Annotated in this window: 27 protein-coding genes and 1 tRNA gene; 2 read left to right on the top strand and 26 right to left on the bottom strand. The window is 59.2% G+C overall.

Going from position 1 to position 25,465, the window contains the following annotated elements; translation table 11 throughout:
• Positions 1-137 precede the first annotated feature (137 nt).
• The 19 genes from der to trmJ all read right to left on the bottom strand — a co-directional run bounded on the left by der (position 138) and on the right by trmJ (position 16,861).
• A complete protein-coding gene (der, locus tag BK665_RS30760) occupies positions 138-1,607 on the bottom strand; it encodes a ribosome biogenesis GTPase Der (RefSeq protein ID WP_123410238.1) in 1,470 nt (489 codons plus the stop codon).
• A gap of 140 nt (positions 1,608-1,747) precedes the next feature.
• A complete protein-coding gene (bamB, locus tag BK665_RS30755; RefSeq protein ID WP_123410237.1) occupies positions 1,748-2,899 on the bottom strand; it encodes an outer membrane protein assembly factor BamB in 1,152 nt (383 codons plus the stop codon).
• Complete coding sequence (locus tag BK665_RS30750; RefSeq protein ID WP_123410236.1) at positions 2,892-3,533, bottom strand: tetratricopeptide repeat protein; 642 nt, start codon at positions 3,531-3,533, stop codon at positions 2,892-2,894. Before BK665_RS30750 ends, bamB begins: the two co-directional genes overlap by 8 nt.
• A 40-nt stretch (positions 3,534-3,573) precedes the next feature.
• Positions 3,574-4,863 carry a histidine--tRNA ligase gene (hisS, locus tag BK665_RS30745; RefSeq protein WP_123410235.1) on the bottom strand — a complete coding sequence of 430 codons (1,290 nt, stop codon included), beginning with the start codon at positions 4,861-4,863 and terminating at the stop codon, positions 3,574-3,576.
• A 23-nt stretch (positions 4,864-4,886) separates the two neighbouring features.
• On the bottom strand, positions 4,887-5,996 hold the full coding sequence (ispG, locus tag BK665_RS30740; RefSeq protein ID WP_123410234.1) for a flavodoxin-dependent (E)-4-hydroxy-3-methylbut-2-enyl-diphosphate synthase: 1,110 nt from the start codon (positions 5,994-5,996) through the stop codon (positions 4,887-4,889).
• A 3-nt stretch (positions 5,997-5,999) separates the two neighbouring features.
• Positions 6,000-7,022 (bottom strand): RodZ domain-containing protein, encoded by a 1,023-nt coding sequence (locus tag BK665_RS30735; RefSeq protein WP_123410233.1) that lies wholly within the window; start codon positions 7,020-7,022, stop codon positions 6,000-6,002.
• Positions 7,022-7,780, bottom strand: coding sequence for a type IV pilus biogenesis/stability protein PilW (pilW, locus tag BK665_RS30730; RefSeq protein WP_123410232.1), 759 nt, complete (start codon positions 7,778-7,780; stop codon positions 7,022-7,024). The genes BK665_RS30735 and pilW overlap by 1 nt, the downstream gene beginning before the upstream one ends.
• A gap of 12 nt (positions 7,781-7,792) precedes the next feature.
• Positions 7,793-8,941 (bottom strand): dual-specificity RNA methyltransferase RlmN, encoded by a 1,149-nt coding sequence (gene rlmN, locus BK665_RS30725; RefSeq protein WP_123410231.1) that lies wholly within the window; start codon positions 8,939-8,941, stop codon positions 7,793-7,795.
• Between the two features lie 28 nt (positions 8,942-8,969).
• Positions 8,970-9,395 carry a nucleoside-diphosphate kinase gene (ndk, locus tag BK665_RS30720; protein WP_042560926.1) on the bottom strand — a complete coding sequence of 142 codons (426 nt, stop codon included), beginning with the start codon at positions 9,393-9,395 and terminating at the stop codon, positions 8,970-8,972.
• A gap of 92 nt (positions 9,396-9,487) precedes the next feature.
• Positions 9,488-9,688 carry a Fe-S cluster assembly protein IscX gene (gene iscX / locus BK665_RS30715; protein ID WP_123410230.1) on the bottom strand — a complete coding sequence of 67 codons (201 nt, stop codon included), beginning with the start codon at positions 9,686-9,688 and terminating at the stop codon, positions 9,488-9,490.
• Positions 9,689-9,702: 14 nt separating this feature from the next.
• Complete coding sequence (fdx, locus tag BK665_RS30710) at positions 9,703-10,044, bottom strand: ISC system 2Fe-2S type ferredoxin (RefSeq protein ID WP_123410229.1); 342 nt, start codon at positions 10,042-10,044, stop codon at positions 9,703-9,705.
• A gap of 3 nt (positions 10,045-10,047) precedes the next feature.
• Positions 10,048-11,910, bottom strand: a complete 1,863-nt coding sequence (hscA, locus tag BK665_RS30705) for a Fe-S protein assembly chaperone HscA (RefSeq protein ID WP_123410228.1) — start codon at positions 11,908-11,910, stop codon at positions 10,048-10,050.
• 51 nt (positions 11,911-11,961) lie between these two features.
• Complete coding sequence (gene hscB / locus BK665_RS30700) at positions 11,962-12,483, bottom strand: co-chaperone HscB (protein ID WP_123410227.1); 522 nt, start codon at positions 12,481-12,483, stop codon at positions 11,962-11,964.
• Between the two features lie 8 nt (positions 12,484-12,491).
• On the bottom strand, positions 12,492-12,815 hold the full coding sequence (iscA, locus tag BK665_RS30695; protein ID WP_054045385.1) for an iron-sulfur cluster assembly protein IscA: 324 nt from the start codon (positions 12,813-12,815) through the stop codon (positions 12,492-12,494).
• Positions 12,816-12,843: 28 nt separating this feature from the next.
• A complete protein-coding gene (iscU, locus tag BK665_RS30690; protein ID WP_003443374.1) occupies positions 12,844-13,230 on the bottom strand; it encodes a Fe-S cluster assembly scaffold IscU in 387 nt (128 codons plus the stop codon).
• 83 nt (positions 13,231-13,313) lie between these two features.
• Positions 13,314-14,528 (bottom strand): IscS subfamily cysteine desulfurase, encoded by a 1,215-nt coding sequence (locus BK665_RS30685; RefSeq protein ID WP_123410226.1) that lies wholly within the window; start codon positions 14,526-14,528, stop codon positions 13,314-13,316.
• A 50-nt stretch (positions 14,529-14,578) separates the two neighbouring features.
• On the bottom strand, positions 14,579-15,070 hold the full coding sequence (gene iscR / locus BK665_RS30680; RefSeq protein WP_121734138.1) for a Fe-S cluster assembly transcriptional regulator IscR: 492 nt from the start codon (positions 15,068-15,070) through the stop codon (positions 14,579-14,581).
• 241 nt (positions 15,071-15,311) lie between these two features.
• Complete coding sequence (gene cysE / locus BK665_RS30675; RefSeq protein ID WP_123410225.1) at positions 15,312-16,088, bottom strand: serine O-acetyltransferase; 777 nt, start codon at positions 16,086-16,088, stop codon at positions 15,312-15,314.
• A 2-nt stretch (positions 16,089-16,090) separates the two neighbouring features.
• Positions 16,091-16,861, bottom strand: coding sequence for a tRNA (cytosine(32)/uridine(32)-2'-O)-methyltransferase TrmJ (trmJ, locus tag BK665_RS30670; protein ID WP_054613614.1), 771 nt, complete (start codon positions 16,859-16,861; stop codon positions 16,091-16,093).
• Between the two features lie 145 nt (positions 16,862-17,006).
• On the opposite strand from trmJ, the gene suhB reads away from it, so the two are divergent.
• Entirely contained in the window at positions 17,007-17,822 is an 816-nt protein-coding gene (gene suhB, locus BK665_RS30665) for a type III secretion system regulator SuhB (RefSeq protein ID WP_033061458.1), read from the top strand.
• A gap of 252 nt (positions 17,823-18,074) precedes the next feature.
• Here the strand turns inward: suhB and BK665_RS30655 are convergent, their stop codons facing one another.
• The 6 genes from BK665_RS30655 to queA form a co-directional block, all read right to left on the bottom strand.
• The gene (locus tag BK665_RS30655) at positions 18,075-18,623 is read right to left on the bottom strand and encodes a glycine zipper 2TM domain-containing protein (protein ID WP_054045393.1); all 549 of its coding nucleotides are present in this window, start codon (positions 18,621-18,623) and stop codon (positions 18,075-18,077) included.
• A gap of 121 nt (positions 18,624-18,744) precedes the next feature.
• Entirely contained in the window at positions 18,745-19,659 is a 915-nt protein-coding gene (secF, locus tag BK665_RS30650) for a protein translocase subunit SecF (protein WP_123410224.1), read from the bottom strand.
• A gap of 9 nt (positions 19,660-19,668) precedes the next feature.
• Entirely contained in the window at positions 19,669-21,537 is a 1,869-nt protein-coding gene (gene secD / locus BK665_RS30645; protein ID WP_123410223.1) for a protein translocase subunit SecD, read from the bottom strand.
• Positions 21,538-21,600: 63 nt separating this feature from the next.
• Complete coding sequence (gene yajC, locus BK665_RS30640) at positions 21,601-21,939, bottom strand: preprotein translocase subunit YajC (RefSeq protein WP_003185175.1); 339 nt, start codon at positions 21,937-21,939, stop codon at positions 21,601-21,603.
• Positions 21,940-21,982: 43 nt separating this feature from the next.
• Positions 21,983-23,098: a tRNA guanosine(34) transglycosylase Tgt gene (gene tgt / locus BK665_RS30635; protein WP_185076698.1), complete on the bottom strand. Its 1,116-nt coding sequence runs from the start codon at positions 23,096-23,098 to the stop codon at positions 21,983-21,985.
• A 5-nt stretch (positions 23,099-23,103) separates the two neighbouring features.
• Entirely contained in the window at positions 23,104-24,168 is a 1,065-nt protein-coding gene (queA, locus tag BK665_RS30630) for a tRNA preQ1(34) S-adenosylmethionine ribosyltransferase-isomerase QueA (RefSeq protein ID WP_123410221.1), read from the bottom strand.
• A 107-nt stretch (positions 24,169-24,275) separates the two neighbouring features.
• Between queA and BK665_RS30625 the strand changes: the two genes are divergently transcribed.
• Positions 24,276-24,360, top strand: a tRNA-Leu gene (locus tag BK665_RS30625).
• A gap of 109 nt (positions 24,361-24,469) precedes the next feature.
• Here BK665_RS30625 and BK665_RS30620 read toward each other — a convergent pair.
• The gene (locus tag BK665_RS30620) at positions 24,470-25,384 is read right to left on the bottom strand and encodes a LysR substrate-binding domain-containing protein (protein WP_123410220.1); all 915 of its coding nucleotides are present in this window, start codon (positions 25,382-25,384) and stop codon (positions 24,470-24,472) included.
• Between the last annotated feature and the right edge of the window lie 81 nt (positions 25,385-25,465).

The following is a 25,465-nucleotide window of genomic DNA, read 5'->3' as shown; positions in this document are numbered from 1 at the left end:
AAGCGCCCTTTCTTGAACCCGGTCCCCTGTAGGAGCGAGGCTTGCCCGCGAATGCCGCACCGCGGTGTATCAGGTACACCGCGTTATCGTTCTTCGCGGGCAAGCCTCGCTCCTACAGGAGGCAGGCAGCCTGTGAATCAGCGCTTATCACGGCGCTTTTTGTCGGCTTTCTTGTGGTGCGACATCATCCGACGCTTCTTGTTGACCTGACGGTCGGTGAGCGAGGTCTTGTTGCCTTCGTACGGGTTCTCGCCGCCCTTGAACTCGATGCGGATCGGCGTACCGACCAGCTTCAAGACACGACGGTAAGTGTTTTCCAGATAGCGCACGTAAGACTTCGGCACCTTCTCGATCTGGTTACCGTGAATCACGATGATCGGCGGGTTCGCGCCACCCAAGTGGGCATAACGCAGCTTGATCCGGCGGTTGTTGACCATCGGCGGCGCGTGCTCACCGACCGCATCTTCCAGAATCGTGGTCAGGCGGTTGGTTGGCCAGCGGGTGACCGCAGATTTGAACGAGTTCTGTACCGAGGCGTAGAGGTTGCCCACGCCCGTGCCGTGCAGGGCCGAGATGAAGTGGATGTCGGCGTAGTCGACGAAGAACAGACGACGTTGCAGCTCGACCTTCACGAAGTCGCGCTCGCTCGGCGTCATGCCGTCCCACTTATTGATCGCGATAACCAGCGCACGACCCGACTCAATGGCGAAGCCCAGCAGGTTGAGGTCGTGATCGACCACGCCTTCGCGGGCGTCCATCACGAAGATCACCACGTTGGCGTCTTTGATCGCTTGCAAGGTTTTGACCACGGAGAATTTTTCGACTTCTTCGTGGATCTTGCCGCGCTTGCGCACACCGGCGGTGTCGATCAGCGTGTACTTCTCGTCGTTACGCTCGAACGGGATGTAGATGCTGTCGCGGGTGGTGCCGGGCTCGTCATACACGATGACCCGGTCTTCACCGAGCATGCGGTTGACCAGGGTCGACTTGCCGACGTTCGGCCGGCCGATGATGGCGATCTTGATCCCGTCTTTTTCGCTCGGGCCAGGAATGCGCTTGGCTTCCTCGCCTTCGGCAACGATCTCTTCCTCGCCTTCTTCCGGCTCGTCTTCGTCTTTCGGGAAGGAGCTCAGAGCAATTTCGAGCATCTGAGTGATGCCACGACCGTGGGCGCCGGCGATTGGAATCGCGTGGCCCATGCCCAACGGGGCGAACTCGGCGCGGGCCATTTCAGGGTCGATGTTGTCGACCTTGTTGGCAACCACGTAGGAACGCTTGTTACGTTTGCGCAAATGCTCGGCGATCATCTGGTCGGCGGCGGTGAAACCGGCCTTGGCATCTACCAGGAACAGAACAACATCCGCTTCTTCAATGGCCAGCAGCGACTGCTCGGCCATTTTTTCGTCCATACCGTGCTCGTCACCGGAGATACCGCCGGTGTCGACCAGAATGTAGGAACGCCCTTGCCACTTGGCCTCACCGTATTGGCGATCACGGGTCAGACCGGACAAGTCGCCGACGATGGCGTCGCGAGTCCTGGTCAGGCGGTTGAACAAGGTGGATTTGCCGACGTTCGGTCGGCCCACCAGGGCGATTACGGGAACCATGCGGCTCTCCACTTCGTTATTTCAGAAAATACAAAAGCCGCTGCTAGGCAGCGGCTGGTGCTCGGGGCAGCGCTTGAAGGCGCCGCAAGCCTTGCAGAACAAGGCCGCCTGGGGGTTAAACCCCAAGCATAGTCAAATCTTTACTTAATGGTCAGGGCTTCCAGTTTGCCGCTGTTGCCATACACATAAATCGTGTCACCCACCACCAGCGGACGGGCGCGCAGGCCGTCGCTGTCGATGCGTTCGCGGCCGACGAAACGACCGTCCACCTGGCTCAGCAGGTGCAGGTAGCCTTCCATGTCGCCGACTGCAACGTAGCTGGAGAACACTTCCGGAGCCGACAGTTGACGGCGAGCCAGCGAATCGTTGCTCCACAAGGCTGTGGTGGAACGTTCGTCGACGCCTTCAACGGTGCCCGAGGACAGGCTCACGTAGACGTTGCCAAAACCCTGGGCGACACCGGCATAGCTGGAAGCATCACGCTGCCAGAGCTGACGACCGCTTTCCAGATCCAGTGCCGCAACGCGACCCTGGTAGCTGGCAACATACAGAGTACCGCCGGACAGCAGCAGACCGCCGTCGATATCGACCACGCGCTCCAGTTCCGAACGACCCTGTGGGATCGCAACCCGTTGTTCCCACACCGGCACGCCGTTGGAAATGTCGAGCGCGACCACTTTACCGGTCGACAGGCCAGCCACCGCGAGGCGGTTGGTGACGATCGGCGCACTGGTGCCGCGCAGGGTCAGGACCGCCGGGGTGCTGTCATACAACCAGCGCTGGTTACCGGTCGCGGCATCCAGGCCGATCAGACGATCGTCCTGGGTCTGAACCACCACGACGTCGCCGTTGTTGGCTGGCGGTGCGAGGACTTCGCTGGACACGCGAGCGCGCCATTTCTCTTCACCGTTGGTGGCGTCCAGGGCAACGATTTCACCCTTGAGCGTACCGATCGTGACCAGACCGTAACCCACGCCAACGGCGCCGGAAACAGGCAGTTCCAGATCTTTCTTCCATTTCACATCGCCATTGCTACGGTCCATCGCCATCACCACACCGGTGACGTCGCCCGCATAAATGGTATCGCCGTCAATCGCCGGCACCAGCATGTTGTAGGTTTCGCCCTGACCGTCACCGATCGAACGACTCCACTGCTTGTGCAGGACCACTTCTTCTTTGAAGTCGACCAGCTCGGCCGGCGGCAATTCTTTTTTGCTGTTGCTGCTGCAACCCGCGGCCAAAATGGCCAGGGCCAGCAATGCTGCATGTTTCCAACGGATCACGTCACGCATCCCCTTTGGCCAGGTCGTCCAGCTTGATTTGGAGGCCGCCGACTGCCGCTTCATCGGACAGTGCTGCCTTGGCTTTTTGATACGCCGTGTTCGCTTCATCGGTACGACCCAACTGCACCAGCAGGTCGCCCTTGAGTTCTTCGCGAGTGGCCAGGAACGACTTGTCGGCATCGCCTTCAAGCAGTTTCAGGGCGTCTTCGACCTTGTTCTGTGCAGCCAGGACCTGAGCCAGACGCTGACGGGCGATTTCGCCCAGCGCCGGGTTGGCCGGTTTGGCGGTGATGGCTTTCAGCTCGGTGGCGGCGTCATCCAGCTTGCCGCTGTCGACCGCGACTTTCGCCACGAACAGGCTGCCGTATTGCGCGTAGGCCGAACCGCCGAACTCGCTGTTGAGCTTGCCGGCCAGGTCCGCAACGCGGGCTGCGTCAGGCTTGCCGTCAGGCGTCAGCGTGGTTTCCAGCAGTTGCTGATAGAGAATCGAGGCGCCTTGCGACTGATTGCTCTGATACTTGTGAAAGGCCTGCCAGCCGAACACGATAACCAGCGCCAACAGGCCGCCAGTGACCAGGGGCTTGCCGTTACGTGTCCACCAGTCCTTCAAATCCGCCAGTTGTTCGTCTTCGGTACTCGACACCCCAATACTCCTTAATCGCTAAATCGGCTGTTTGACAGCTTCAACCCTGCACGACGCAGGTGGCCAGGTGTGCAGCGAGCGCATCCCAGGCAATGCTTTGTTGTTCGCCCTGGCCACGCAGGGGTTTGAAACCTACCACCTGCTGGGCCATCTCGTCGTCACCGAGGATCAGCGCATACAACGCACCGCTCTTGTCGGCTTTCTTGAACTGACTTTTGAAACTGCCGGCGCCGGCATTGACTTGCAGGCGCAGGTTGGGCAACTGGTCACGCACTCGTTCACTCAAGGCCAGACCGGCCAGCTCTGCGGCTTCACCGAAGGCACAGAGATAGACGTCGACCTGACGGGAGATCTCTTGCGGGATCTGCTCCAGGGTTTCCAACAGCAATACCAGGCGCTCGATACCCATGGCGAAACCAACGCCCGGGGTCGGCTTGCCGCCCATCTGCTCCACCAGTCCGTCGTAACGACCACCGGCACACACGGTGCCCTGGGCGCCCAGTTTGTCAGTGACCCATTCGAAAACGGTCTTGCTGTAGTAATCCAGCCCGCGAACCAGCTTCGGGTTGATCACATAGGGAATGCCGGCCGCATCGAGACGAGCCTTGAGGCCCTCGAAGTGCACGCGGGATTCGTCGTCGAGGTAGTCGGCCATTTTCGGCGCGTCGACCAAAACCGCTTGAGTGTCGGCGTTCTTGGTATCCAGAACCCGCAACGGGTTGGTCTTCAGACGACGCTGGCTGTCTTCGTCGAGCTTGTCCAGGCGAGCCGAAAGGAACTCGACCAGCGCTTCGCGATATCGCCCACGGGACTCGGCGGTGCCCAAGCTGTTGAGTTCAAGCTTGACCGCATCACGGATGCCCAGCTCGCCCCACAGGCGCCAGGTCAGGATGATCAGCTCGGCGTCGATGTCCGGACCGTCGAGGTTGAACACTTCGACACCGATCTGGTGGAACTGGCGATAACGACCTTTCTGCGGACGTTCGTGACGGAACATCGGGCCGATGTACCAGAGCTTCTGCACCTGGCCGCCGCCGGTGATGCCGTGCTCGAGCACCGCACGCACGCAGGCCGCCGTGCCTTCAGGGCGCAGGGTCAGGGAATCGCCGTTGCGGTCTTCGAAGGTGTACATCTCTTTTTCGACGATGTCCGTCACTTCACCGATGGAGCGCTTGAACAGCTCGGTGAACTCGACGATCGGCATGCGGATCTGCTTGTAACCGTAGTTATCCAGCAAACGCGAGACGGTGCCCTCGAAATGACGCCACAGGGGCGTCTGCTCGGGCAGGATGTCGTTCATGCCACGTATGGCTTGCAGAGACTTGCTCACAAAAAATCCTTAAATTCGTTTGATCAGCCGCGGGCGATTACAGCCGCGTCGGCTTCGACCTTTTCGGCCGCTTTCTGGCGGATCAGCTTTTCCAGCTCGTCCACCAGATTGTCATTCGTCAGTTTCTGCGACGGCTTGCCGTCGATGTAAATCAGGTTGGGCGTGCCGCCGGTCAAGCCGATATGGGCTTCCTTGGCTTCGCCCGGCCCGTTGACCACGCAACCGATGACCGCGACATCCAGCGGCACCAGCAGATCTTCGAGGCGCCCTTCCAGCTCGTTCATGGTCTTGACCACATCGAAGTTCTGCCGCGAGCAACTCGGGCAGGCGATGAAGTTGATGCCACGGGAACGCAGGTGCAGGGATTTGAGAATGTCGTAGCCGACTTTCACTTCCTCGACCGGGTCAGCCGCCAACGAGATGCGAATAGTATCGCCAATCCCTTCGGCGAGCAGCATACCGAGGCCCACGGCGGATTTCACCGTGCCTGAACGCAAACCACCGGCTTCGGTGATGCCCAAGTGCAGCGGCTGGACGATTTCCTTGGCCAGCAAGCGGTAGGCTGCCACGGCCATGAACACGTCGGACGCCTTCACGCTGACCTTGAAGTCCTTGAAATTCAGACGTTCCAGGTGCTCGACGTGACGCAGGGCCGATTCGACCAGCGCGGCCGGGGTCGGCTCGCCGTATTTCTTTTGCAGGTCTTTTTCCAGGGAACCGGCGTTGACGCCGATGCGGATCGGGATCCCGCGGTCACGGGCGGCATCGACCACCGCACGCACGCGGTCTTCACGACCGATGTTGCCCGGGTTGATGCGCAGACAGTCAACGCCCAGTTCGGCGACGCGCAAGGCGATCTTGTAGTCGAAGTGGATGTCGGCAACCAGCGGCACCTTGACCAGTTGCTTGATCTTGCCGAAAGCCTCGGCGGCGTCCATATCCGGCACGGAAATGCGCACGATATCGACGCCTGCGGCTTCCAGGCGATTGATCTGGGCCACGGTGGCGGCCACGTCATTGGTATCGCTGTTGGTCATGCTCTGCACAGCGATGGGCGCATCGCCGCCAACAGGGACGTTACCGACCCAGATCTTGCGGGATTCGCGACGTTTGATTGGAGATTCGCCGTGCATGACTTATTGACCCAACTTCAGGCGAGCAGTCTCGCCACTGGTGAACGGAGCGACATCAACCACCTGCCCGTTGTAGCTGACCTGCGCGCCACGGGCAAAGCCCAGACGCACGGCAAACGGTGGCTTGCCGCTCACGGAAACGTTTTCGCCTTTGCGCTTGAGACCGCTCAACAGCACTTTGCCGGAGCCATCGGTCACTTGCGTCCAGCAATCGGCGGTGAACAGCAGCTGAACCTGACCCTGGCCGGCCACTGGCGCGGCGGCGGGTTGAGCAGGAGCAGCCGGGGCAACCGGCGCTGTAACGGTCGGTGCCGGTACAGCAGGAGCCGCCGGGGCCGGGGTCGCAGGAGTCGCGACAACCGGCGCAGCGCTGTGTACTGGAGCCGCAGGTGCTGGAGCAACCGGAGCAGTTGGCGCCGGCGCAGTGGCTTCGGCCGGCGCTTCAGTCGATGTCTCGGACTGCGGCAATGCGAGCGACGTCGAGCCTTCCGCCTGACCTTCCGCGACAGCCTGGTCTTCCGGCTCGTCCAGCGGATGAATCTGGGTGGTGCCGTCGGCGCCTTCCACTTCTACGTGTTCCGGAGCCAGGGTGGCCAGGTCCTTGGTGCGCAGGGAAGTTTGATCCTGCCACCAGACAAAACCGCCGCCAATCACTGCGATCAGCAATAACAGGCTGACGATGCGCAAAATCGTGTGGGAAACCCGAACCGGCTCTTCGATACGCCCCAGGCTGTGGACGTTGCTGCCCTGGGAGTCGGTGCCGGTGGATTGGTCGAACTGCTGGACCAGAACAGTCTGATCCATGCCGAGCAATTTGGCGTAGGCGCGAATGTAACCGCGAGCAAAGGTATGCCCCGGCAGCTTGTCGAACGCGCCGGCTTCCAGATTACCCAAAGAATTAACGGTGAGGTTGAGCTTGAGGGCCACTTCAGCCAGCGACCAGCCATTGCTTTCGCGGGCCTGGCGCAAAGTATCACCGGGGTTAACGCGATTCGCTGCTACAACTTCGGGATGCGCCGCTTTCATCATTGCTCCGACAGGTATTGCTGATATTCCGGCGTACCGGGATAGAGTCGTTTTAATTGCAGGCCAAAACTGGCGGCCTTGTCGCGATCTTCAAACACTTTTGCCAGCCGAACGCCGAGCAATAGACTACGTGCATTTTGTTCGGTGAGCAGGCTAAAACGGTCGTAGTAGTCACGCGCGGGCACATAATGCCTGTCTTCGTAAGACAACTCAGCCATTTCCAGCAACGCACGCGGTTGTTGGCGGTTCAATCGCAGGGCTTTTTCCAGTTGCTGCTGGGCCAGATCACGCTGGCCAAGCTTGGAAGCGGTCATGCCAAGGCTCTCGAACACCCGCGAACGCTCAGGATACAGGGTATCGGCGGCGGCCTGCTCAAAGCGTTCGTAGGCTTCCTTGTAACGTTTCTCTTCGTACAGAAAACTGCCGTAGTTGTTCAAGATGCGTGCATCGGTGGGACGGGAGGACAGCGCCTTGCGAAAATGCTGGTCGGCCAGCTCCGGTTCCATCTCGGCCTGGAACACCAGGCCCAGCGCCGCGTTGGCGTCAGGGTCCGATTCATCCAGGTCCAGGGCCTTCTTCAACGGCACTTTGGCCCGCTCGGTCATCCCTTGCTGCAAGTACCCCAGCCCCAGTTGCACGTAAGCGGCACGCGCTTCGTCGCGGCCCTTGCTGGTCTTCATCGGGTTGAAATCGCCCGACAGGACACAACCAGCACACAAGCTGGCCAACAGCACAAGCAGCGCAAAGCGCAGGGACATAGAGATCCTCTCTTAGTTGTTGTTCGCTGCGTTTTGCGCCAGATCGTTTTCGGCGCTCAATTCACGCACCGCGATATAACGTTCGCTGCGACGGGTGCGATCCAGCACCTGTCCTACCAATTGGCCACACGCGGCGTCGATATCTTCACCGCGCGTGGTGCGCACAGTGACGTTGTAGCCGGCATGGTGAAGCTGATCCTGGAAACGGCGAATGGCGTTGTTGCTTGGGCGCTCATAGCCGGAATGCGGGAACGGGTTAAACGGAATCAGGTTGATCTTGCACGGGATGTTCTTGAGCAACTCGATCATCTCGACCGCGTGTTCAACTTTATCGTTGATGTCCTTGAGCAAGGTGTACTCGATGGTCAGCACGCGTTTTTCGCCCAGGGACGACATATAGCGCTGGCACGACTCGAGCAGCATCTTAAGCGGATACTTCTTGTTGATCGGCACCAATTGGTTACGCAATGCGTCATTCGGTGCGTGCAGGGACAACGCCAGGGACACGTCGATGTGCTTGGACAGCTCATCGATCATTGGCACCACGCCCGAAGTGGACAGGGTCACGCGGCGCTTGGAGATCCCGTAGCCCAGGTCATCCATCATCAGATGCATGGCGGCCACGACGTTGTCGAAGTTCAGCAGCGGCTCACCCATGCCCATCATCACCACGTTGGTGATGGCACGGTCGGCGGTCGCCGGGATGCTGCCGAACGATTTATTGGCAATCCACACCTGGCCGATGACTTCGGCGGCAGTGAGGTTGCTGTTGAAACCTTGCTTGCCGGTGGAGCAGAAACTGCAATCCAGGGCACAGCCTGCCTGGGACGAAACGCACAAAGTGCCGCGTTTGCCCTGGGGAATGTACACGGTCTCGACGCAGCTGCCGGACGCCACGCGCACCACCCACTTACGGGTGCCGTCGGTGGAAATGTCCTCGCTGACCACTTCAGGACCGCGAACCTCAGCAATGACCTTGAGCTTGTCACGCAAGGCTTTGCTGACGTTCGTCATGGCGTCGAAATCATCGACGCCAAGGTGGTGAATCCATTTCATTACCTGACCGGCACGGAAACGCTTCTCCCCGATTGAGTCGAAGAATTTTTCCATTTCCAGCTGAGTCAGACCCAGCAGGTTAGTTTTTACAGTCGATGTAGTCATGGATTCACCTTCACTCATAAGCCAATGCTTAGCGAGTGGTTACTTCAGTAGCTGCGAAGAAGTACGAGATTTCGCGAGCAGCAGCGGCTTCGGAGTCCGAACCGTGTACAGCGTTGGCGTCGATCGAATCAGCGAAGTCAGCACGGATGGTGCCGGCAGCAGCTTCTTTAGGGTTGGTAGCGCCCATCAGCTCACGGTTCAGAGCGATAGCGTTTTCGCCTTCCAGAACCTGAACGACAACCGGACCGGAGATCATGAAGGAAACCAGATCGCCGAAGAAACCACGAGCGCTGTGCTCAGCGTAGAAGCCTTCAGCTTCGGCTTTGGACAGTTGCTTCAGTTTCGAAGCTACAACGCGCAGGCCAGCTTTTTCAAAACGAGTGGTGATCTCGCCGATAACGTTTTTTGCAACAGCGTCAGGCTTGATGATGGAGAAAGTACGTTGAACAGCCATGGTGTAACTCCAGAAACGGTAATTTGCGAAAAATTAAACCCGCGAATTATACGCGGGTTCTTGGGTATTGCCTAACTGCGTACGGTGCAGACTCAGTCTGCTTCTTCGATCCAGGCGGCCTGAATGGCTTCAAGCACCTTCTCGCCACCGCGGGTCGGATCATCACTGAACTCCGGCAATGCCAGCACCCAACGGTGCAGTTCGACGAAGTTCACGTAACGCGGATCCACATCCGGCTTGGTTTCAGCCAGTTGGATCGCGATTTCCAGCACATCAACCCATTTCAGACTCATGTCACTTCCTTGAATCAGTGCGGCGCTTCGGCTGCATGGTTGAGCGAGTATTTCGGAATTTCAACGGTCAGGTCTTCAGTCCCGACGATCGCCTGACAGCCTAGACGAGATTGCGGCTCAAGGCCCCAGGCCCGATCAAGAAAGTCTTCTTCCAGCTCATCGGCTTCTTCGAGCGAGTTGAAACCTTCGCGAACGATGCAGTGGCAAGTGGTGCAGGCACAAACGCCGCCACAGGCACTTTCCATCTCGATATGGTTGTCATGGGCCACTTCGAGAATGGACTTACCGGTTTCAGCCTCGACAACCATTCCGTCCGGGCAATGTTCGGCGTGAGGCAGAAAAATGATCTGCGGCATCAGTTATTCCTCGATTTCATTCAGGTTGCGCCCCGCCAGCGCGGCTTTCACCGTCGAGTCCAGGCGGCGGGCAGCAAAGGCGTCGGTCACTTGCGACAGACGCTTGGTCTGCTGCTCGATGGCGAAACCATCGGTGCCTTTCATCAATTCGGTCAGTTCCTGCATTTGCAACTCGATGACCATGCGCTCTTCGGCGTCGAGCAGGCGTTCGCCGTCGACATCGAGAGCACCCTGCACCGCTTCGATCAGGCGTTGGGCATCGACTTGTTGCTCACGCAACACGCGGGCGACTTTGTCGTCATTGGCGTATTCGAACGAGTCCTTGAGCATCTTGGTGATTTCACCGTCGGTCAGGCCGTAGGACGGCTTGACCTGGATGCTGGCTTCAACGCCCGAACCCAATTCACGGGCCGCAACGCTGAGCAGACCGTCGGCATCGACCTGGAAGGTCACGCGAATCTTCGCCGCACCGGCCACCATCGCCGGAATACCGCGCAATTCGAAGCGTGCCAAGGAGCGGCAGTCGCTGATCAGCTCGCGCTCGCCCTGCAGGACGTGGATCGCCATGGCCGATTGGCCATCTTTATACGTAGTGAAGTCTTGGGCGCGAGCGACGGGGATGGTGGTGTTGCGCGGAATCACCTTCTCCATCAGACCGCCCATGGTTTCCAGCCCCAGGGACAACGGAATCACATCGAGCAGCAGCAGTTCGCCACCATCGCGCTTGTTGCCCGCCAGGGTATCGGCCTGGATCGCGGCACCGATGGCCACCACTTGATCCGGATCGATCTCGGTCAGCGGCTGGCGACCAAAGGCTTCGGCGACAGCTTCGCGAACGCGAGGTACGCGGGTCGAACCGCCAACCATGACCACGGCGTGCACGTCATCCAGCTCGATGCCGGAATCACGCACCGCACGGCGGCAAGCTTTCAGGCTGCGAGCGACCATCGGCTCGATCAGCGCGTCGAAGGCTTCGCGGGTCAACGGGGCTTTCCAGTCGTCATAAGCAACTTCAACGGTCGAAACTGTGGTCAGCGCTTCTTTGGCCGCGCAGGCAGTTTGCAGCAGATGACGTTGCGCGCCCGGATCGAGGTCGGCGGACAAACCGGCGCTCTCGATGATCCAGCCAGCAATGGCGTGGTCAAAGTCATCGCCACCCAGGGCGCTGTCGCCGCCGGTGGCCAGCACTTCGAACACACCGCCGGTCAGGCGCAGAATCGAAATATCGAAGGTGCCGCCGCCCAGGTCGTAAATGGCGACCAGGCCTTCAGCATGTTGATCCAGACCGTAAGCCACAGCGGCAGCGGTCGGTTCATTGAGCAAACGCAGCACGTTCAGGCCGGCCAGTTTGGCCGCGTCCTTAGTGGCTTGGCGTTGAGCGTCGTCGAAATAGGCTGGAACGGTGATCACCGCACCGACCAATTCACCGCCCAACGTCGCCTCGGCGCGCTGACGCAGCACCTTGAGGATTTCGGCGGAGACTTCGACCGGGCTTTTCGGGCCTTGCACAGTGTCGATGAACGGCATGTGCGACTCGCCGTCGACAAAGCGGTACGGCAGTTGATCGCCCAATTGCTTGACGTCGGACAGACCACGACCCATCAAGCGCTTGACCGACAGCACGGTATTCAAGGGATCGGTAGCGGCGGACAGCTTGGCGGACTCGCCAACCTCGACGCGATCGGCGTGGTAGCGCACGGCGGACGGCAGGATGACCTGCCCGTCAGCGTCGGCCAGGGGTTCGGACAGACCACTGCGCAACGCAGCGACCAGCGAATTGGTAGTGCCCAAGTCGATCCCCACAGCCAGACGACGCTGGTGCGGTTGAGGACTTTGGCCGGGTTCGGCGATCTGCAGTAGGGCCATCGTAATCAGGACTTATCTGTATATCAGGCGTGCGACCGAAGCGGCACTGGGTTAATCGTCGAGGCGCTCTTCTAACTGGCGCACTTCGTAGGTGAGCTTGTCGAGGAACTGCATGCGCCGCATCAGGCGTTCGGCCTGCTCACGTTGCGCTGCATCATCCCAACAGGCTGCGAAGCTTTCGTTCAGCTCATCCTGCGCGACCTTCAAGCGACGCTTGAACACGGCAATGCCGGCCAGGTCGGCGCTGTCTTGCAGGTCTTCGAGTTCTTCGCGCCATTGCATCTGCTGCAGAAGAAACTCCGGATCATGCACCGTGACCTCCAGCGGCAACTCGCGACCACCCATGGCGAGCAAGTAACGCGCGCGCTTTGGGGGATTCTTGAGCGTCTGGTAGGCCTCGTTGAGGTTCGCGGATTGCTCGAGCGCCAGCCGCTGCTCGCGCTCGGAAGCGTCGGCAAAACGGTCCGGATGAACACCGCGCGCCAACTCACGATAGCGCGTGGCCAACTGCTCGAGATCCAGACGGAAGCTCGGCTGCAGTTCAAATAAAGCGAAATGACAAGGAGTACCCACGCGCAGCCTCAGATGTTGAAGCTTTCGCCGCAGCCACATTCACCGCGCACGTTGGGATTGTTGAACTTGAAGCCTTCGTTCAACCCTTCCTTGACGAAATCAAGCTCGGTGCCGTCCAGGTATGAGAGGCTTTTCGGGTCGATGATCACTTTCTCGCCGTGACTTTCGAACACCTGATCCTCTGCAACCACCTCGTCGACGAACTCCAGCACGTAGGCAAGGCCGGAACAGCCTGTGGTGCGAACACCCAGACGAATCCCTTCACCTTTGCCGCGCCCGTTGAGGGAGCGTCGCACGTGTTGAGCTGCCGCTTCTGTCATGCTGATAGCCATCGTTGACTCCTTACTCGTCGCCCAATGCTTAGATCAAGCCTTTCTTCTGCTTGTAGTCGCGAACGGCCGCTTTGATAGCGTCTTCAGCAAGTACGGAGCAGTGAATTTTCACTGGCGGCAAAGCCAGTTCTTCAGCCAACTGAGTGTTCTTGATGGTCTCTGCTTCATCCAGAGTCTTGCCTTTCATCCACTCGGTCGCCAGGGAGCTGGAGGCGATAGCCGAACCGCAACCGTAGGTCTTGAACTTGGCGTCTTCGATGATGCCTTGCTCGTTAACCTTGATCTGCAGGCGCATAACGTCGCCGCACGCCGGAGCGCCGACCATGCCAGTGCCGACATCCGGGTCTTCCGCGTCCATCTTGCCGACGTTGCGCGGGTTTTCGTAGTGGTCGATGACCTTTTCGCTGTAAGCCATGATTCTTAATCCTCACTCATCAGAGAGTCGCTCTTGAGCCCTGAAACCTTAAGTTCACAGGGCCGGTTTGCGGCGACTTGAAATCAGTGTGCCGCCCACTCGATTTTCGAAATGTCGACACCGTCTTTGTACATGTCCCACAGCGGCGACAAGGTGCGCAGCTTGGTAACGGCCTCGCAGACTTTCTGCGCGGCGTAGTCGATTTCTTCTTCGGTGGTGAAACGGCCGAAGGTGAAACGAATCGAGCTGTGTGCCAGTTCGTCGTTGCGGCCCAGGGCGCGCAGTACGTACGAAGGCTCAAGGGAAGCCGAGGTGCAGGCCGAACCGGACGAAACCGCCAGGTCTTTGAGGGCCATGATCAGCGACTCGCCTTCAACGTAGTTGAAGCTCAGGTTCAGGTTATGCGGTACGCGGGCGGTCATGCTGCCGTTGATGTACAGCTCTTCCAGGCCTTCGACCTGTTTGAAGAAGCGGTCGCTCAAGGCTTTTATGCGCACGTTCTCGGCAGCCATGTCTTCCTTGGCTACGCGGAAAGCTTCACCCATGCCGACGATCTGGTGGGTCGCCAGGGTGCCGGAACGCATGCCACGTTCGTGACCGCCGCCGTGCATGGTCGCTTCGATGCGCACACGCGGCTTGCGGCTGACGTACAGCGCGCCGATGCCTTTAGGGCCGTAGGTTTTGTGAGCGGAGAACGACATCATGTCGACCTTCAGCTTCGACAGGTCGATCTCGACCTTGCCGGTGGACTGAGCCGCGTCAACGTGGAACAGAATCCCCTTGGAGCGGGTCAGTTCGCCGATCGCTTCGATGTCGTTGATGGTGCCGATTTCGTTGTTCACGTGCATGACCGAAACCAGGATGGTGTCATCACGCAGTGCAGCTTCGATCATGGCCGGGGTGACCAGGCCATCGGTCTGAGGCTCGAGGTAGGTCACTTCGAAACCTTCACGCTCCAGTTGGCGCATGGTGTCGAGGACAGCCTTGTGCTCAATCTTGGTGGTGATCAGGTGTTTGCCCTTGGTCGCATAGAAATGCGCCGCACCCTTGATTGCCAGGTTGTCGGATTCGGTGGCACCGGAGGTCCAGACGATTTCACGCGGGTCGGCGTTGACCAGGTCGGCGACCTGACGACGGGCGTTTTCGACGGACTCTTCAGCTTTCCAGCCGAACACGTGGGAACGGGACGCCGGGTTACCGAAGTTTCCGTCGACCAGCAGGCATTCACTCATCTTTTGCGCGACACGCGGATCAACCGGGGTGGTCGCAGAGTAATCAAGGTAAATCGGCAATTTCATGGACTATCTCCTAAATCAGGCTGGCTGGCGTGCCGCTAGCTCTTTGGCTGTCATTCGACGGCGGACGCTTCAATCTTGTCCAGGCGTGGCGCCTTGCCATTGCAACGGCGCTGGTCCTGACGCTGGGCTACTTCTTGCACCTCACGGCGAGTCACAAGGTCAGCCAAGCTGATACCGCTCAGAAATTCGTGAATCTGCAGGCTCAGATCGCACCACAAGTGGTGAGTCAGGCAGGTGTCGCCTTGATGGCAATCACCCTGGCCCTGGCATTTGGTTGCATCGACCGATTCGTTTACCGCATCGATCACCTGGGCGACCTGGATGCCCTGCATCTCGCGGGACAACTGGTAGCCGCCGCCCGGGCCGCGAACGCTGGAAACCAGATTGCTACGACGCAATTTGGCGAAAAGCTGTTCGAGGTAGGACAGGGAGATGCCTTGGCGCTCGGAGATATCGGCCAGGGACACCGGCCCGTGCTGCGCGTGCAACGCCAGGTCAAGCATGGCGGTCACGGCGTATCGGCCTTTTGTAGTCAGTCTCATGGACAATTACCACGGAGTTCGGAATGGGGGCGAGTATGCTATTCCCGAGTATTTAAGTCAACTATAAGACCTAGTACTTTAGTCAGGTTTACCCGCAAAAGAGCGCGCGCATCATAGCAAAGGCTGGCGGCGTACCACCAGTAAATGCGCGTTATCGTTCTTCGCGAGCAAGCCCGCTCCCACAGAATCCGGACGCGGTCTACTGTGGGAGCGGGCTTGCTCGCGAAGGGGCCAACCCGGTCTAACTGGCCTGACTCTCATCCTTGCCTTTGACGCAGGCGAAGTCTTCTTCGCGCAGCTCAGGCAAATCCTTGGCGCAGTAATTACTACCCAGGTCCTTCAGCGCGCCGCACATGCCTTCCAGCCGACCATCGACCGCTTGCAGATGATCGAGCAGTTGACCAATGGCGCGAGCCACCGGGTCCGGCATATCTTCACCGACACCGTAGGCATCAAAACCAATCTTCTCAGCCATCGCCTTGCGCTTGGCGTCCTGCTCTTCATCGGACTTGACGATGATCCGCCCCGGAATCCCGACCACTGTCGCACCCGGCGGCACAGCCTTGGTCACCACCGCATTGGAACCAACTTTGGCTCCAGCGCCGACAGTGAACGGCCCAAGCACCTTGGCGCCCGCCCCCACGACCACGCCATCTTCCAGAGTCGGGTGACGCTTACCCTTGTTCCAACTGGTGCCGCCCAGGGTCACACCTTGGTAAAGGGTGACGTCATTACCGATTTCAGCAGTTTCGCCGATGACGATGCCCATGCCATGGTCAATAAAGAAGCGACGCCCCACCTTGGCACCCGGATGGATCTCGATCCCGGTCAACCAGCGACCGAAGTTCGACACCAGCCGCGCCAGCCACTTCCAGCCCATGCCCCACAGGGCCGACGACAGGCGATGGATCCAGATGGCATGCATGCCGGGGTAGCAAGTCAGGACTTCAAAAGCGTTACGCGCTGCTGGATCACGGTGGAAAACACTCTGGATATCTTCACGCAAACGCTCGAACATTTTTAATCCTTCCGCTTAAGAAGCTCGCCACGGGCCGCTTTCTGGGTTTCCGTGAGGATGCCACGCAATATATTCATTTCCGCCCGGCTGACCGAGCTTCGTCCGTACAACCGACGCAGGCGCGCCATCAAGTGTCGTGGCTTTTCCGGGTCGAGGAATTCAATGGCCACCAGGGTTTGTTCCAGGTGTTCATAGAATCGCTCCAGCTCATCCATGGTCGCCAGCTCGCCACTTTTGGTGGATGCCACTTCATCCTTCTCGACCTTGCTCGGCTGACCTTGGGCCGCGAGCCAGGACATGCGTACTTCATAACTCAACACCTGCACCGCTGCCCCAAGGTTCAGCGAACTGAACTCAGGGTCTGATGGAATGTGCACGTGATAATGACATCGCTGCAGCTCTTCATTGGTCAGGCCGGAATCTTCACGGCCGAAGACCAAGGCGATTTCTGCGCCTTGCGCAGCTTCCTCAACCACTTTCGTGCCGCATTCGCGGGGATCGAGCAGCGGCCAGGGAATGCGCCGGTCACGGGCACTGGTGCCCAGAACCAGATTGCAGCCGACCAAGGCATCTTCCAAGGTGGCGACGACTTGCGCGTTTTCAAGGATGTCGCCGGCACCGGAGGCGCGGGCATCGGCCTCGTGATGCGGGAACAACCTTGGTTCGACCAGCACCAGCCGCGACAGGCCCATGTTCTTCATGGCACGCGCAGCCCCGCCGATGTTGCCGGGATGGCTGGTATTGACCAGGACGACACGAATGTTATGCAGCACGGGAGGCGATCTCGAACACAAATTTGGGAGCCGAATCTTACAGCGCCCACTACCGTTAAGCTATGAAAGCGAACACCGACCTTCACCTGTAGAAAAGTTCTGATAGAATGCCCGGCTTTCTTTAACAACCTTAGGTGACACATCCATGCAGCCCATGCTGAATATCGCGCTGCGCGCCGCCCGCAGCGCCAGTGAATTGATCTTCCGCTCCATCGAGCGCCTGGATACCATCAAGGTCGACGAAAAAGACGCCAAGGATTACGTATCCGAGGTGGATCGCGCCGCTGAGCAGAAAATCATCGACGCGCTGCGCAAGGCCTACCCTACCCACGGCATTCTCGGTGAAGAAACCGGCATGCACCCGGGCAGCGGCGAAGGCGAAGACTACCTGTGGATCATCGATCCGCTGGACGGCACCACCAACTTCCTGCGCGGCATTCCTCACTTCGCTGTCAGCATCGCCTGCAAATACCGCGGTCGCCTGGAACACGCTGTTGTTCTGGACCCGGTTCGCCAGGAAGAATTCACCGCCAGCCGTGGTCGCGGCGCTCAACTGAACGGTCGTCGCCTGCGCGTCAGCGGTCGCACCAGCCTCGACGGCGCTCTGCTGGGCACTGGCTTCCCGTTCCGTGACGACCAGATGGACAACCTCGACAACTACCTGGGCATGTTCCGCGCCCTGGTTGGCCAGACCGCCGGCATCCGCCGCGCCGGTTCCGCCAGCCTGGACCTGGCCTACGTGGCTGCCGGTCGTTTCGACGCGTTCTGGGAGTCGGGCCTGTCCGAGTGGGACATGGCTGCAGGCGCCCTGCTGATCCAGGAAGCCGGCGGTTTGGTGAGCGACTTCACCGGCGGTCACGACTTCCTTGAAAAAGGTCACGTTGTTGCTGGTAACACCAAGTGCTTCAAAGCAGTTCTGACGGCGATCCAGCCGCACCTGCCGGCCTCGCTGAAACGCTAAGCGAACGCCCACAAAAAAAGCACCTTTCGGGGTGCTTTTTTTATGCCTGGAATTCGCCCCAAAACCACCACCGAACCAATGTGGGAGCGGGCTTGCTCGCGAATGCGGTGTGTCAGTCGGCGCATATGCTGAATGACACACCGCTTTCGCGAGCAAGCCCGCTCCCACAGGGGATTTGTGGTGATGCAGAAATTGGGGGCACAAAAAAAGCACCCTCGCGGGTGCTTCTTTTTGAATCAGGCAATCAGCTCATCACTGACCCGGTTCGTTCTGCGACAGGATCAACTTACCTTCCTTGTCGACCGGAATCTGGTTGCCCGGATCACGATCCATCCGCACTTTGCCTTCCTTGCCATCCAGCGAATAACGGACGTCGTAGCCGACAACCTTGTCGCTGATGTCATTCACGGTGTTACAGCGAGTCTGGGTCGTGGTGTAGGTATCGCGATTCTGCATACCTTCCTGGACCTTGTTCCCCGCATAGCCACCGCCGACAGCACCGGCAACGGTCGCGAGCTTCTTACCATTACCGCCACCGATCTGGTTGCCGAGCAAACCACCGCCCACTGCACCCAGGACCGTACCGAGGATCTGGTGTTGATCCTTGACCGGCGCCTGACGGGTCACTGCAACGTCCTTGCACACTTCACGTGGAGTCTTGATCTGTGTTTTTACCGGTTCGACGGCCAACACTTGCGCATACTCAGGGCCGCTTTTAACCAGGCTGTAGGTGGCAACAGCGCCCCCGGCAGTCACACCGACAGCACCCAGTACCGCACCAACCAGCAACGACTTGTTCACATGAACCTCCTGACCATCACATGCGGGTCAATGCCCGCGCTTCTCCCAGCCTTGGAGCATAAAAAAAGGCGCGAGTTCAACTCGCGCCTTTTTTGGCAGACAACCGGGAAAGCGATGGCCGTTATGGACGGTCGTCGACTTCCTTCTCGGTCGCCGCAGGAGGAATCAGATCCTCGCTGTTCAGGTTCAGCCAGATCAGCACCACGTTCGCGATGTAGATCGACGAGTAAGTACCCGCCAGTACACCGATGAACAGGGCAATGGAGAAGCCGAACAGGTTGTCGCCGCCGAAGAACAACAGCGCCGCGATCGCCAACAAAGTGGAGATCGAAGTGGCCATGGTCCGCAACAGGGTTTGCGTGGTCGAGATGTTGATGTTCTCGATCAGGTTGGCCTTGCGCAGGACACGGAAGTTCTCACGAACCCGGTCGAATACCACGATGGTGTCGTTAAGCGAGTAACCAATGATCGCCAGTACCGCCGCCAGTACCGTCAAATCGAAGGTGATCTGGAAGAACGACAGGATACCGATGGTCACGATCACGTCGTGGATCAGCGAAACAATGGCGCCGACCGCGAATTTCCACTGAAAGCGGAAAGCCAGGTAGATCAGGATGCCGCCCAGCGCCATCAGCATGCCGAGGCCCCCCTGGTCGCGCAGCTCTTCACCCACCTGCGGGCCGACGAACTCGACGCGCTTGACCGTCGCCGGGTTGTCGCCGCCGACCTTCAGCAGCGCTTCAGCGACCTGGTGACCCAGTTGCGGGTCTTCGCCAGGCATACGCACCAGCAGGTCAGTCGTCGCGCCAAAGCTCTGCACGATGGCTTCGTGGTAGCCCGACTCAGAGAGCTGGGTACGCACCTTGGACACATCGGCCGGACGCTCGTAGGTCAGCTCAATGAGCGTACCGCCGGTGAAGTCCAGGCCCCAGTTCATGCCCTTGTGGAAGACGCTGAAAATGGCCAGCGCACTGAGGAACAATGTGACGCCGAACGCAAAGTTGCGAACGCCCATGAAGTTGATTGTACGTAACATGGCAGCCCCTTAAATCCACAACTTCTTGAAGTCACGACCGCCGAAGATCAGGTTGACCATCGCGCGGGTCACCATGATGGCCGTGAACATCGAGGTAAAGATCCCGAGGGACATGGTCACTGCGAAGCCTTTGACGGGACCGGTGCCCATCGCAAACAGAATCCCGCCGACCAACAATGTTGTCAGGTTGGCGTCGAGAATCGCGGTGAATGCCCGGCCGAAGCCTTCGTTGATTGCCCGTTGTACCGTCATGCCCGCCGCGATCTCTTCACGAATCCGCGAGAAGATCAGAACGTTGGCATCGACCGCCATACCCATGGTCAGCACGATACCCGCGATACCCGGCAGGGTCAGTGTTGCACCCAGCAGCGACATCAGGGCCAGCAGCAGCACCATGTTCACGCCCAGCGCGACGGTGGCGATGATGCCGAAGAAGCGGTAGATGGCGATGATGAACAGCGAGACAAACAACATGCCCCACAGCGATGCATCGATACCCTTGGTGATGTTGTCGGCACCCAGGCTCGGGCCAATGGTGCGCTCTTCAGCGAAGTACATCGGTGCAGCCAGACCACCGGCACGCAGCAACAGCGCCAGTTCGGACGACTCGCCCTGACCGTTCAGGCCCGTGATGCGGAACTGAGCACCCAGCGGCGACTGGATGGTCGCCAGGCTGATGATCTTCTTCTCTTCTTTGAACGTTTGAACGGCTACGTCTTTCTCGACGCCATCGACCACTTGCTTGGTGTAAGTGGTGACAGGGCGTTGCTCGATGAAGATCACCGCCATGCTGCGACCGACGTTGCTGCGGGTTGCGCGGCTCATCAGTTCGCCACCGTGGCCATCCAGACGGATGTTCACTTCTGGCGTGCCGTGCTCGCCGAAGCCAGCCTTGGCGTCAGTGACCTGGTCACCGGTGATGATCAGGCCACGCTCGATCTGTGCCGGCGGACGCTTGCCTTCACGGAACTCGAACGATTCGGAAGTGGCTTTCGAAGCACCTGGTTCTGCAGCCAGACGGAATTCAAGGTTTGCCGTCTTGCCGAGGATACGCTTGGCTTCTGCGGTGTCCTGCACGCCCGGCAGCTCAACCACGATGCGGTTGGCGCCCTGACGCTGGACGATCGGCTCAGCAACACCCAGCTCGTTGACGCGGTTACGTACCGTGGTCAAGTTCTGCTTGATGGAGTATTCACGGATTTCCGCCAGCTTGGCCGGGGTCATCGCCAGACGCAGTACCGGTTGGCCATTCAGGTCAGCCGGAACAATGTCGAAATCGTTGAAGTTCTTGCGGACCAGCGCACGGGCCTGTTCGCGGGTTGCTTCGTCAGTGAAGCCCAACTGAATGGCGCCGCCCAGTTGCGGCAGGCTGCGATAGCGCAGTTTCTCTTTACGCAACAGGCTTTTCACATCGCCTTCGTACACTTTCAAGCGTGCGTCGAGGGCTTTGTCCATGTCCACTTCCAGCAGGAAGTGCACACCACCGGACAAGTCCAGACCCAGCTTCATCGGGTGCGCGCCGAGGCTGCGCAGCCATTGCGGGGTGGTTTGTGCCAGGTTCAGTGCAACGACGTAGTCATCACCCAATGCCTTGCGCACGACGTCTTTGGCCGGCAACTGGTCTTCAGCCTTGGTCAGGCGAATCAGCCCGCCCTTGCCGTTGGCCGACAGCGTGGCTGCCTTGACGTTGATCCCGGATTCCTTGAGCGCAGTGCTCACACGATCCAGATCAGCCTGATTGACCAACAGCGCAGTGCTTGCACCGCTGACCTGAATGGCCGGGTCATCAGGGTAAAGATTGGGAGCGGAATAAATCAGACCGACCGCCAGCACCGCCAGGATCAGAATGTATTTCCACAGAGGGTATTTGTTCAGCATCACGCCGCCCGCTTATGACGCGGGGCGCCTTGCGCGCCCCGTCGATTGAGTAGAAGTTGAAACTTAGATCGCTTTGAGCGTGCCTTTTGGCAGCGTGGCGGCGATGGCGCCTTTCTGGAACTTCATTTCCACGGTGTCGGAAACTTCCAGAACCACGAAATCATCTGCCACTTTAGTGATCTTGCCGGCGATACCACCGGTGGTCACAACTTCGTCGCCTTTTTGCAGGCTGCCGAGCAGGTTCTTCTGTTCTTTGGCGCGCTTGGCCTGTGGACGCCAGATCATCAGGTAGAAGATGACCAGGAAACCGACCAGGAAAATCCACTCAAAGCCGCCACCCATTGGGCCTGCAGCTGCCGGTGCAGCAGCGTCGGCCATGGCATTAGAGATAAAAAAGCTCATTTAGCACTCCAGTTGCAAATGTTGAATCTTGGGGTCAGAAAACTCAGTCCAAAGGCGGAACAGGTAGCCCGCGTTTGGCGTAGAAGGCATCGACAAAGGCGGCCAATGTACCCTGTTGAATAGACTCGCGCAAACCAGCCATAAGCACCTGGTAATGGCGCAAATTGTGGATGGTATTCAACATGCTACCCAGCATTTCGCCGCACTTGTCCAGATGGTGCAGATAAGCACGGGAGAAGTTCTGGCAGGTGTAGCAATCGCAGGTCGGATCCAGCGGCGAATCATCATGGCGATGGAACGCGTTACGGATCTTCAGCACGCCTGTATCAATGAACAGATGCCCATTGCGGGCATTACGGGTTGGCATCACGCAATCGAACATGTCCACACCGCGGCGCACACCCTCAACCAGATCTTCCGGTTTGCCAACGCCCATAAGGTAACGAGGTTTGTCAGCCGGCATCAGGCCCGGCAGGTAATCCAGCACCTTGATCATCTCGTGCTTGGGCTCGCCCACCGACAGACCGCCAATGGCCAGGCCATCGAAGCCGATCTTGTCGAGGCCTTCCAGGGAGCGCATGCGCAGGTCCTGGTGCATGCCGCCCTGGACGATGCCGAACAGCGCCGCCGTGTTGTCGCCATGGGCGTTTTTCGAACGCTGGGCCCAACGCAACGACAGCTCCATCGACACGCGAGCGACGTCTTCGTCAGCCGGGTACGGGGTGCATTCGTCGAAAATCATCACGATGTCGGAGCCCAGGTCACGCTGGACCTGCATCGACTCTTCCGGCCCCATGAACACTTTGGCGCCATCGACCGGAGAGGCGAAGGTCACGCCCTCCTCCTTGATCTTGCGCATCGCGCCCAGGCTGAACACCTGAAAACCACCGGAGTCGGTAAGAATCGGGCCTTTCCACTGCATGAAATCGTGCAGGTCGCCGTGCTTCTTGATCACTTCGGTGCCAGGACGCAGCCACAGGTGGAAGGTGTTGCCCAGAATGATTTCCGCGCCGGTGGCGGTGATATCCCGTGGCAACATGCCCTTGACGGTGCCATACGTGCCCACCGGCATGAAGGCCGGGGTCTCGACGGTGCCGCGCGGGAAAGTCAGACGACCGCGACGAGCCTTGCCGTCAGTGGCCAGCAATTCAAACGACATACGACTCATACAGTTTCCTCAGGGCCCGATTCTTTAGGGGCAGTCGGCGCAGGATTACGGGTGATAAACATCGCATCACCGTAGCTGAAAAAGCGGTAACCATGCTCCACCGCTGCTTTATAGGCAGCCATGGTTTCGGGATAACCGGCGAACGCCGAAACCAGCATCAACAGCGTGGATTCGGGCAAATGGAAGTTGGTGACCAGGGCATCGACCACATGAAACGGCCGGCCCGGGTAGATAAAGATGTCGGTGTCGCCACTGAACGGCTTGAGCACGCCATCGCGGGCGGCGCTTTCCAGGGAACGCACGCTGGTGGTCCCCACCGCCACCACCCGACCGCCCCGCGCACGGCAAGCGGCGACCGCATCCACCACGTCCTGGCCGACTTCCAGCCATTCGCTGTGCATGTGGTGATCTTCAAGCTTCTCGACCCGCACCGGCTGGAACGTGCCCGCGCCGACGTGCAAGGTCACGAACGTGGTCTCGACGCCCTTGGCCGCAATCGCTTCCATCAACGGCTGATCAAAATGCAGCCCCGCCGTCGGCGCCGCCACCGCGCCCAGGCGCTCGGCGTACACGGTCTGATAACGCTCGCGGTCCGAACCTTCGTCCGGGCGATCTATATAGGGAGGCAACGGCATGTGCCCGACGCGATCGAGCAGCGGCAACACCTCTTCGGCGAACCCCAACTCGAACAACGCATCGTGCCGCGCCAGCATTTCTGCCTCGCCGCCGCCGTCGATCAGGATCTTCGAGCCGGGCTTGGGCGACTTGCTGGAACGCACATGGGCCAGCACGCGATGACTGTCGAGCACCCGCTCCACCAGAATTTCCAGCTTGCCGCCGGAAGCCTTCTGGCCAAACAGCCGCGCCGGAATCACCCGGGTATTGTTGAACACCATCAAATCGCCCGGACGCAAATGCTCGAGCAAATCAGTGAAATGACGGTGTGCCAGGGCGCCGCTGACCCCATCCAGGGTCAACAGGCGACTACCGCGACGCTCGGCCAAAGGGTGGCGAGCAATCAGCGAATCAGGGAGTTCGAAAGTAAAGTCAGCAACGCGCATGATGGGGTTCGTCTAGCAGGGGCCGGAAGTCTAGCCGAAATAGTGAAAATTCTCTATGTACCTGATTGACCGACGGTAATCTCATCTCTATACTTCGCCGCCATTGAGCCCTGATGGCGGAATTGGTAGACGCGGCGGATTCAAAATCCGTTTTCGCAAGAAGTGGGAGTTCGAGTCTCCCTCGGGGCACCATCTACAAAGATCCAGCGGTTGTTACCAGCCACTGGAAAACAAATAAACCGGCACTTAGCCGGTTTTTTTGTGCCTGCGATTCCTGCGCACTCCCCTTCCCAAACCCCGCTCATGCCTTTCGATACACCCCGGCCAGCTCCCGCGCCAAACCAATGAAATTCTGCAACGGCGCCGAGGGATTGAATGCGCGCTGTACCAATGTAATGGGCGCCAACAATCTCGGTTGCGCGTCGCGGATGCGGCAATACACCACGGATTCGCGGTGTACGTCGCGCATCGACGCGGGCACCACCGAGATGCCTTCGCCGGCGGCAACCAGACTGACGTTGGTCAGCATCCGCTCCACTTCAAAAGCGATATTCGGCTCGAAACCGGCGTTCTGGCAGGCCTTGATCAGGTTTGCGTACATGCCCGGCGCGCCGGGGCGGCGGACGAGGATGAAGCGTTCGTCCTTGAGGTCGATCATGCTGATCTTGGGTTCGGCCCCTTTGAGCAACGGGTGCCCGACCGGCAGGGCCAGGAGCATTTCCTCGTTGAGCAAGCGATGGAAAGTCAGGCTTTCAGGGGCGCTGACCGGGGCGCGAAGGATGCCGATGTCGATGCGTTTTTCGGTGGTGTCTTCGGTGACTTCACGGGCGCTGCCCTCTTTGATCGACAGTTCCACGCCGGGATATTGCTCGCGGTAGGCGCGGATGATCCGCGGGATCAGCGGGTGCGCGGCGGCAGAACTGGTGAAGCCAATCACCAACGTACCTTCAATCCCCTGCGCTGCGCGGGAGGCCTTGAGGGAACCTTGCTCGACACGCGCCAGAATCGCCCGCGCTTCATCGAGGAACACCAACCCGCCAGCGGTCAGATCAACGCCTTTGGGATGGCGTTTGAACAACTCAAAACCCAACTCTCGTTCCAACGCACGAATCTGTTGGCTGAGAGGCGGCTGCTGCATATTCAGGCGCTCGGCGGCGCGGGTGATATGTCGCTCTTCGGCCACTATGATGAAATAACGTAAATGGCGAAGTTCCATGGTGGTATATCCCGTAACAAGGCCTTATTATTTGCGGCCTGAGTGAGTCTTCAGGCTGACCAATATGCCGAACATGGCCAG

Origin of the sequence: Pseudomonas frederiksbergensis, from assembly GCF_003732665.1 — a bacterium.
Classification (GTDB): domain Bacteria; phylum Pseudomonadota; class Gammaproteobacteria; order Pseudomonadales; family Pseudomonadaceae; genus Aquipseudomonas; species Aquipseudomonas frederiksbergensis_G.
This window is presented reverse-complemented; position numbering and strand designations above follow the sequence as displayed.